Genomic DNA, 9,277 nt, shown 5'->3' with positions numbered 1-9,277 from the left:
GGCCAGTTTGCCCCGAAACAGGTGGTCACTTTAAAGCGAAATGGGGTGACAGTTTAAATGCGGAACGGCTGGCCATTTTTGCCGAAATGCCCAATAGTGAATTATAAAAAAACTACTATCAGCTTTTTTTGCACCAACGGAGCGAAGTTGCAAAGTTCAAGGATTGTTCTTCGGTTCAATCTTTTGCAAAATTGAGGTTTTTTCTTCGATTACCTACCATCACCCGATGGTACACGCGTACCGTGGCTGTTGCACAATGTCTGAACTATCCCATTAACAGCGCAAGTCTTAGTACCTAGGCTGGCCGGCTGGATGACTTGTGCTTTAATTAATAAGGATGTTACGAGGATTTATAATAGCGCGTGCAAATAATTTGCAGTATCGATAAGCCCATTCCTACGCAGGCTTTCCAACACTTGATATTCATCCATTGCGGGATTCTTCCGGTTCAGCACCATCTCGCGGAAAGCCTTAATTGCCTGCTCCTGATTCAAATCGATAATATCGGTAAGAAAATCATCGGCACTTTTGGCCTTCAGGCCGAAAGTGTCCAGATATTCCTCTGGAAAATCCTTGAGGTTATTGGTAACAATCACATTTGCGTTCGTTTTAATTGCAGCCGCAAGCACATGACGGTCATCTTCATCCGGTAGTTGAAGCTGCGAAATAAGGCCTTCATAATTACCCACCAAAGCATCCGGAAAAGCCTGGTTTGCCTTTTGCACCCGCTTTTCAGCTTCCCTCTCTTCCACGCCATGCCTGAGCATCACTTCTTTCCACTCACAGAAAATATTAGTACCCCACTTGGGCGTATAAAGATCGTAATGCGCAAACCAGAAAAGCAAATCCCTGATCATAACTGGATAGATTACATTGGTATCCAGTACAGCCTTAAACCTTACACTATGAATCATACAATCCGAGTTCCTCGTCAGCGCTCATGATGTCGATAATATTGTTCTTCTGCTGTACTTTCATCTTTTCTCTGTAAGCCACAACATCCTCGAATTTTATCCTGCGGTGTTTGCCCACTTTGATAAACTCAATAGCGCCCTCTTCCAGTAATTTTACTAAATATGGTCTTGAACATCCCAATATCTCGGCTGCCTTCTGAGTAGTTACCTCTGTTGCCATTGGAACTATAGAAACAGGCTTACCTTCACCCATAGCCTTTAAAATATCGCCAAGAAATACCAAAGCCCTGGCAGGTATCTTAATGCGTTCGCCCGTCTCCTCAATCTCAATCTCAGTCTGTTCAGAATGAATGTTGGAGAGTATCGATGATAAAGCTGGTAAAGATTCTATGGCCATCTTCTGCTCTGTTTTGGAAGGACGGCGTATTTGATCAGTTGAAATCATGCTGCAATTTTTTACTAAGTTAAACAAAAAATACAAACGAAATAAACGAAATAAGTAAAATAAACAAAAAGCCAACAAACCAAAAGTAGCAATAGTTTGAGAAAAGAAATACATCATAACAGTACGAACCAAAAAACTGTAAAAAGTTAAGAATACGAAAACAGGGAGAAATGAAATTTAATTACAATAAAGAGCAACTAATAGGTGGTACAATGACTAGCTAACTACCGACTGCAAGGTCTGAACTATCGACTACAACGTCTGAACTGTCGACCGCAACGTCTGAACTGTCGACCGCAATGTCTGAACTATCGACTGCAACATCTGAACTATCGACTGCAACGTCTGAACTACCGACCGCAACGTTTGAACTACCGACTGCAACATCTGAACTATCGACTGCAACGTCTGAACTACCAACCGCAATGTCTGAACTATCGACTGCAACGTTTGAACTATCGACTGCAACGTTGGAACTGTCGACTGCAACCTCTGAACTATGAGCTGCAAGTATAAAACCGCCCCATTTATGCCTTATTTGAGCAAAAAGATTTCGTGAATTATTTAATTGTGCTTATCTTAGTAGTGCAGAACAGTAATTAACAATATCTTTTAACTTAATCGGAGAGACATAAAATAAATTAAAAATTTCACAATATTCCTGAGTGAGCGGCTTAGACCCGCATCTTTCAATATCTCTGAAAAGAGTTAATTGTTGTTCTGCAGCACTCAGGAACTTTTTTATCAAATGTTATGCAGAACAACAATTGTAAAAACCCAGACACACAGCTCCCAAATCAGGTAGCAGCTGTAACCGAATTCCGGAAACTGATTGAAGCCTATTTCGATATGATTAGTTTATCGGATGTAAATCAACTCCTTACCGAAATGCTCAGCGCCTGTACCGGCCCCGATCCACGTTCAGGCAAACACAAACCCATTACCATTGCCAACACCCTTTACGATGTAAACAACATCATCAAGCTATTTACCAAAACGAAACCTTTGGCCAATGAAGATACCTTTCAGCAATATGCCCAAAACCAGGTTTATCAATTGCAAGCCGTTGGCCATTTCGATATAGAACACCTATCAGAACTGCTATATGATGGCTTAAATGCCTACATTTTTCAGGAAGAAGATTTTGAGGGTGCAAGCCTAAACTTTTCAGCCGAAATTACCGTTGCCTATAAAATGATTTTTGATTGGCTTGCCGCTTGCGATGCCTGGTGTAAGTCTTTTGAGGGTGATGAATGTAATGAAACGATCTATTTAGCAGCCACAGCATAACGTTCAAATTTTTAATTGGCCACTTACCTTATGCTGCTTTGAGAGGCCACTCCCCTCCTAATTTAGGAGGGGTGCCCAAAGGGCGGGGTGGTTAAGATTTTTAACCACAGATGCACACAGATAAACACAGATTTTTATAGCTGTGTGCATCTTTTTTATCTGTGGTTAAATTATTTTCGTTACTAGCCCGAGTCTTATAAGACTCCTTAAGCATAATAAATCGAAATAAATAACTTTCGACTATGCTATCATCGGCAGAATCCATCAGCGCGGTCGTCATTGCTGTAAAGGTTTAATCTCTAAAATACTAAGGTACAAGCCAGACCAGTGCTTAAGGCAATGGGCATTAAAACTCGCCCTAGAATGAGGAAAAATGACGTATAATACCCTCTATTAGGTATTTCATAAGAAAAATCGATCTTTTAACTTGCTTAAAATCAAAATCCAATGATACGCAAACTACTAATACCCTTGTTATTGTCTGGTTCAATAACATCAACAGTCTATGCCCAGGAATGTGAAAAACTATTGTCCGACGGCCTCTATTCTTTTACTAAAATGACGAACACCAACTCATTTAGTCAAGATTTAAGAACTTATTATCTTTCCGAAACCTTCAAATCGGACATGAAATCCGGTAAATGGGGTGCTTCTTTAACCATCCCCATTAAAGGGGTACCATTTTCAATCGGTGCAAATGATTCGGAAGATAAGTTTACAGCATTAAAAACCAAGTTATTGTCTATTACCGAGCTGAATATAGGTGCTGAAAACGCCCAAATGCTGCTGCAATCGGTACCAAACACCAATTTATATGAAGCCTACGTTAATTGCGTAACCAAAAACGGGCAGAACAACCTATATGGTTTTATTCAGGGTACAAATGTTGAAACAGAAGATGCAGTGGTGTTTACCATCCATTACCGGCCATCATCACCAGGCGACTCCATGCCAAAAGTTACCTCGTTTAACGTATACCCCACCAGCGCATTATTAAGTGGTAAACTCGATGTAGGAGAATCATTAAAAGGCTTTACCACACTGGTAACCTGTAAGCGGCCTGCCAATGAAGATGTGATTTTAACCATTCAAACCGACCGGGGATCATTCTCCAGCAAAGCTTCGGCACAGGATAATATTACCAGTACCAAGGAATTTCCGATTGGAACCATTATTACCTCTTATTTGAACTATGAACAGTTTAATACCGTTACGAAAAATCACGACAAGAGTCCGGGGGGAATTTTTACCTCCAATAAAAGTAAGTGGGCACCTTGTGATGGCCGCCCGGTTCCTAATTCAAAGTTTCAGATACTCACATCGCAAATTAATGTACCCGATTTGCGGGGGATGTTTGTGAGGGGCTTAAACATTTTTGATCCTTACCAGCCCGTACCTGCAGTAGCTAAAGAGAAAAGTGATCCGGATACCCGCGTTGTTGGTGGCTATCAAAGTGATTCTTTCCAGGGTCATAAACATCTTGATAAAGACAATGTTGCTGTACTTATTGCTGAGAAGCAGGCGCCAAATACACCAAGGCAAAGGTATACTGTTGAAGGAACAGCAGCCATAAATACTGAGGGAAGGATACCCGCCGGATATGGTGAGCCCAGAATAAGTACGGAGACAAGGCCAAAAAACGTATCTGTTTATTATTATATCAAAATTAACTAAGGCATTATACGGTATAATTATTTTAAAATCAATAAAGAGTCACACAGGCATTTTGGCTCTTTATTGATTACTTTTTTACCCCTCGCGCGTTAACACTTCATCTATCATTCCGAATTCCTTTGCTTCGATGGCGCTCATCCAATAATCGCGACTGGCTAATTCGTTGATCCGTTCATAACTTTGTCCACTATGTTTCGCCAGAATATGGTAAAGATCTGATTGCACTTTTAGCACCTCTTTAATCCTGATATCCATATCAATAGCGGTTCCTTCTGCCCCACTTGAGGTTTGATGGATCATGACCCGCGAGTGCTGCAAAGCCGAACGTTTACCAGCAGCACCTGCACACAACAATACCGAACCCATAGAAAGGGCAATACCCGTACAAATGGTCGCTACATCAGGCTCGATAAACTGCATGGTATCGTAAATGCCTAAACCTGCATACACCGATCCACCTGGCGAATTGATATACAACTGGATGTCGCTTTTGGCATCAACCGACTGCAAAAAAAGCAATTGGGCCTGTATTACATTTGCATTCCGCTCCTCAACGGCTTCGCCTAAAAAAATAATCCTGTCCATCATCAACCGCGAAAAGACATCCATTTGTGCCACATTCAGCTGGCGTTCTTCCGTGATATAGGGCGTCATGGCAACCGGCAAGGTATAAGCAGCAGTTCTGCTCATATACTGATCTACATAGAGGCTGTTTAAGCGCTGGTGTTTTACTGCATAAAGGCGGAATTCCTGGTTAATATTCATCATATTGCTTTTAAATTTTAGGCATAACGATGCCCCTGCCCCAATAATGGAGCACGATTTATAAATTAAATTGATTGTTTATTTGCCGAACAAATGCATTACCTTTTGCCTGAAACTTTGATGCGCTTCGGTATTGAACAGCGTTTCGTGAATGTTATTGATTTCGTTTTTCAGCTGTTTCCGGCCATAATCGCGCACCACCTGGTAGGTTTTCTGCTGCCAGTATACCTGCTCTTTGAGTTCGGGCTGTAAAATCATTTTGGCTTCGAGCAGGAAACTTTCTCCATCCTTATCGTCCGACAGCAGATAATGCTCAATTAAACGGAGCTCATTCAACAATGTCTTCATATGTTAAGGATTTAGCTTTAACGGTATTTTTAACTTTTTCGAGGCATTTAAATTTCTGGGCGGTTGCAGAGCGCGCGCCCGAAAAGCCAAAACGCCCTGCCAGTGTTTCCATATCGAGTTTTTCATAATAAAAAGCACTGAGCAATTGCATACATCTCTGTCCGGCCTGCTCCAGTAAACGCAACAGTTTCCCTGAAGAAACTTCCTCGTATCCGGTATCTGCCCAATCGATCTCTTCATTAAAAACAAGACTAAAAGAATCAAGAGCAACCTGCCTGTCGTTTTCCTGGTAACGTTTGATCCATAAATATTTGGCGATCCCAAATAAATAGGCTTTTTCCCGGTACCTCAACTTTAGCCCCGAAACCTGTACTTTCTCATAATATATTATCAGTGCATCCTGAAAAATGTCTTTCGCCTCGTCAAATGATCCGCCCATCTTGCTCACATGTCTTGCAACCAAAGGAAAGGCTTCTTTGTAGAGTTTCATAAAAAGTGCTTCGCGCTGGCTGGGCTTCTCATTAATGAATGTTGCTGTCATGATTACTATGCTTTTATTATAGTATGTGGATATTTTTGACCAGGTATCACCTAAAATTAATAATTATTTTTTTGGTGGTCTGAAAAAGTACCTGCTAATTCTTCTATAGTCTTTCCAATCTTTTAGTACTTTTATCTTAGTTACAAAGTGAAGTGGGGGCATAATTAATGAGTATAAAAAAAGCAGATTAAGCGCTTAAATCAACGCTCAATCTGCTTTTAATAATTATTGGCTGTTAAATACAAATATTATTTAATCACTTTCATCTGGCCTTTCATCACCATATAGTGGCCCGGATAGGTACAAATAAAAGGATAGATGCCCGGTGTTTTAGGCACTGTAAAATAAATCGTATCCGATTTTCCAGGTTGTAATAACGACGTGTAAGCCAACACCTTAGGTGTGGCAGGAACAAAATCGTACTTTTCGCCATCTAGGCCCATTTTTAAGGCCATTTCCCCTACCGCATTACCAGAACCAGGCGTGGTGAGCACAAAATTGTGCAACATATCATCCACATTTTTGAAGGTTAATTTTACTGTAGTACCTGCCTTTAGGGTAATACTGGTCAGGTCGAACTTTAAACCTGGCTTGGTACCCAGTACAATCGTTTTATCAGGTCCTTTAGTCCAGTTTTCGGGTTGTTGCGTAACATGTTTTGTAACATCGGTATTGCCTTTAACTGCACCACCTGCTGCTGGCATATTGCCCATTTGGTGGTGTTCCATTCCCTCCATATGGTGTTCAGCCGGCGCGTTGCCTGTAGGTTTATTTTCAGCAGTTAAGGCCAATTTTTCTCCATCAGGGATCTTATTCAAAGTATAATAGCCATAATCATGCAATAAAGGGATATTGCCCTGTTCAGCACGTAATCCTTCCATTTTGATTTCGTGGATGTAACCTTCTTTTAAGCTATCCAACACCAGGCGCACCCGTTTATGATCGGGAGAAACAACAATGGCTTTAATGGTACGGGCCGATCGGTTAATTACCGGACTGCCGTAAATGTGGTGGTATTTATAGGTAAAAGTAGAGAGTTTATAAGCGCCGGCATCGCGGGCGGTTTTTTCATCAACAGGCATGGTAAACTCAAGCTCGAAACCATCAGGCTGAGCCTTTACCGTTTGCACCTCAAATGGCATAATACCCGACCAGGTTAAACGCTGCAACCCGTATTCGGCTTTACCTGTAGATGACCACCCTCTTGAAGTCATTCCAACAAACATACTACCATCTGATCCCCAGTTCATCCTGAGGATACCTGAAGAAAATCCCCTGCGAAATGGAAATACCACGCCCTGGTATACCCCTTTAACTTTCTCTAAAAATACCCTGTTGATGTTACTCTGCGATTGGTCGCCTACAAAAAGCTGCCCTTTAAAAGGCCCCATATTGCCATTATCAGTATAATTGAGGATACCCGATGTTGAGTTACCCATAATAGAATGTGGAATCCACACAGAAGGTGTTTTTAGTCCAGGCACTCTTTTGGCTACTTCGAATTCAGGTTCGCCGGTATCGGGAATATCTTTTTTGTGCAGTTTAATCGGGGAGCCTGGCTCATCTGCCCATACCAGGCCGGCAGGATTGCCTACAAAATCGCCTTCCTCTACGTGGGTAATGCTGCCTGAGCCTACCCAGTCGCCCTGGTTTTCGGCATAAAATATATCGCCTTCGCTATTCAGCGCCATCGCTGCAGGCGAACGGAAGCCGGTTGCAAAAGGTTTTAACTTAAAATCGGGAGTAAATTTGAGCATCCATCCGTGCCATTTAGATAAACTGGCACCATAGCCAATCCAGCCCACGTTAAGTGTAACCACCATATTGCCATCTTTATCCAACATCGGACCATAGGCATATTCATGGTAATTGCCTGATAATGGCCAGGAGTACATGGTGCGGTATTCATCGGCTTCGCCATCGCCGTCCAGATCGCGCAGGCGTGTAATCTCGGCGCGCTGGGTAAGGTAAAGATCGCCCTTGATGTAATTTAAGCCCAATATTTCGTGCATACCTTGCGCAAATAGACGGTATTTTGGTTGCTGGCCATCTTTCATATAAGGATTGGTGATAATCCACACTTCACCTTTACGGGTAGCCACAGCCAGCTCATCATTAGGTAAAAAAGTCATTCCACCAACTTCCAAGGCTATTTCTTTTGGAATGGGAACGGTTACTATGGGATAAATCTGTTTCTCTGTTTGTGTTTGTGCTTTTACGGTTACCAGTCCGGTGCCCAGTAACAAAAGAGACAATAAGTATGTTGATTTTTTCATGTCTTGATTACCAGGTTAGCGAATAGGTTAACGAATCGGTGGCATTGGCCAGTAGCACCAGCAGCTCCTTGCCATTTTGGGTTTTCCTGATAAACGCCTTCGTGCCTTGGCCCACTGTTACGGTATAAGCCTTATCGCCAACAGTGTAAGTATTATTTTTATGCGCTTCGATAGTTGATCCGGCAGCAATACGACAATAAAGTGGCTGCTTGCCGTTGCTGATGCTGATGGTACGGCTTAAAGCTGTACCGCCATTCAGAACGGTTATTTTATCAGTTACATCGGCACCGTTAGCGGTATATAAGAAGGTTGGCATTTTGCTTTTATCCAATACATAACCCTTGTTTTGAAGGTCGTCAAAAGCAATAGAATCAGGCCATGCAGCATCTTTATCGGCCAGTACAGCAAGGGCAGGTGTTGCAGAAAGTGGTAAAACGGTACCCAAAGGTTTGGCGAGCTGAGGTTCTCCCCTATCTTGCCACATTTCTTTCACATCCATAAAATCTCCACGCCATACCTCGAGTAAAGCACCCTGCTTTAAATCGTAAGCATAGTTTACTTTTTCGGGCGTACCTACAGAAATTACATGGGTACGTTTTTTGCCTTCAAACATCAGAAAGCTTCGCAGTAAATAGGGTTTGTTTGTTACATTGATGATGTAAGGGCTAGTATTCTGGGCCCTGGAATAGGCTGCACAGCAGATAAGAAGCATCAGGCAGCACATCATTCGTTTATAGATCATAATTTTAATTTGGTTAAGGCGCAACAAAACAATCGGTTGCATAACAAATATATCATAAGCATATCAGTTTACAAAAATTATGGTACAACAATTATCAATAAGCAATGTAAAATACTAATTACCAGAACATTAAAACTTAATCAAAAAAAATGCAAACGGTAGCATAAACAGGAAGATCAAACAGTAAAACGTCTTACATTGCTCACAGGTTATCCCTCAATAATTAGCTATGTCTTTTTTACCTTTTTGGCTACGGCATAGCCCAAGCCCCGATCTATCTAT

9 protein-coding genes are annotated in these 9,277 nt (G+C 41.7%); 2 read left to right on the top strand and 7 right to left on the bottom strand.

Annotated features, from left to right (window positions below):
- Nucleotides 1-350: 350 nt before the first annotated feature.
- Complete coding sequence (locus HDC90_RS19295; protein WP_184469301.1) at nt 351-914, bottom strand: PIN domain-containing protein; 564 nt, start codon at nt 912-914, stop codon at nt 351-353.
- Nucleotides 904-1,311: a helix-turn-helix domain-containing protein gene (locus HDC90_RS19290; protein WP_255497757.1), complete on the bottom strand. Its 408-nt coding sequence runs from the start codon at nt 1,309-1,311 to the stop codon at nt 904-906. The genes HDC90_RS19295 and HDC90_RS19290 overlap by 11 nt, the downstream gene beginning before the upstream one ends.
- A gap of 801 nt (nt 1,312-2,112) precedes the next feature.
- On the opposite strand from HDC90_RS19290, the gene HDC90_RS19285 reads away from it, so the two are divergent.
- Together HDC90_RS19285 and HDC90_RS19280 are read left to right on the top strand one after the other, a co-directional pair.
- On the top strand, nt 2,113-2,649 hold the full coding sequence (locus HDC90_RS19285; RefSeq protein WP_184469297.1) for a hypothetical protein: 537 nt from the start codon (nt 2,113-2,115) through the stop codon (nt 2,647-2,649).
- A 447-nt stretch (nt 2,650-3,096) separates the two neighbouring features.
- Nucleotides 3,097-4,323, top strand: a complete 1,227-nt coding sequence (locus HDC90_RS19280; RefSeq protein ID WP_184469295.1) for a phage tail protein — start codon at nt 3,097-3,099, stop codon at nt 4,321-4,323.
- A 75-nt stretch (nt 4,324-4,398) separates the two neighbouring features.
- Here HDC90_RS19280 and HDC90_RS19275 read toward each other — a convergent pair whose 3' ends face one another.
- From HDC90_RS19275 to HDC90_RS19255, 5 genes are all read right to left on the bottom strand, one after another.
- The gene (locus HDC90_RS19275; RefSeq protein WP_184469306.1) at nt 4,399-5,088 is read right to left on the bottom strand and encodes an ATP-dependent Clp protease proteolytic subunit; all 690 of its coding nucleotides are present in this window, start codon (nt 5,086-5,088) and stop codon (nt 4,399-4,401) included.
- A 78-nt stretch (nt 5,089-5,166) separates the two neighbouring features.
- Nucleotides 5,167-5,436 carry a hypothetical protein gene (locus HDC90_RS19270; RefSeq protein WP_184469293.1) on the bottom strand — a complete coding sequence of 90 codons (270 nt, stop codon included), beginning with the start codon at nt 5,434-5,436 and terminating at the stop codon, nt 5,167-5,169.
- Complete coding sequence (locus HDC90_RS19265; RefSeq protein WP_184469291.1) at nt 5,417-5,977, bottom strand: RNA polymerase sigma factor; 561 nt, start codon at nt 5,975-5,977, stop codon at nt 5,417-5,419. The genes HDC90_RS19270 and HDC90_RS19265 overlap by 20 nt, the downstream gene beginning before the upstream one ends.
- Before the next feature lie 248 nt (nt 5,978-6,225).
- Nucleotides 6,226-8,253 (bottom strand): plastocyanin/azurin family copper-binding protein, encoded by a 2,028-nt coding sequence (locus tag HDC90_RS25575; protein ID WP_184469289.1) that lies wholly within the window; start codon nt 8,251-8,253, stop codon nt 6,226-6,228.
- Nucleotides 8,254-8,260: 7 nt separating this feature from the next.
- Nucleotides 8,261-8,995: a hypothetical protein gene (locus HDC90_RS19255; RefSeq protein WP_184469288.1), complete on the bottom strand. Its 735-nt coding sequence runs from the start codon at nt 8,993-8,995 to the stop codon at nt 8,261-8,263.
- Between the last annotated feature and the right edge of the window lie 282 nt (nt 8,996-9,277).

Origin of the sequence: Pedobacter sp. AK013, assembly GCF_014205835.1 — a bacterium.
Classification (GTDB): Bacteria; Bacteroidota; Bacteroidia; order Sphingobacteriales; family Sphingobacteriaceae; genus Pedobacter.
The sequence above is the reverse complement of the archived record's forward strand: the minus strand, read 5'-3'. Positions and strand labels throughout refer to the sequence as shown.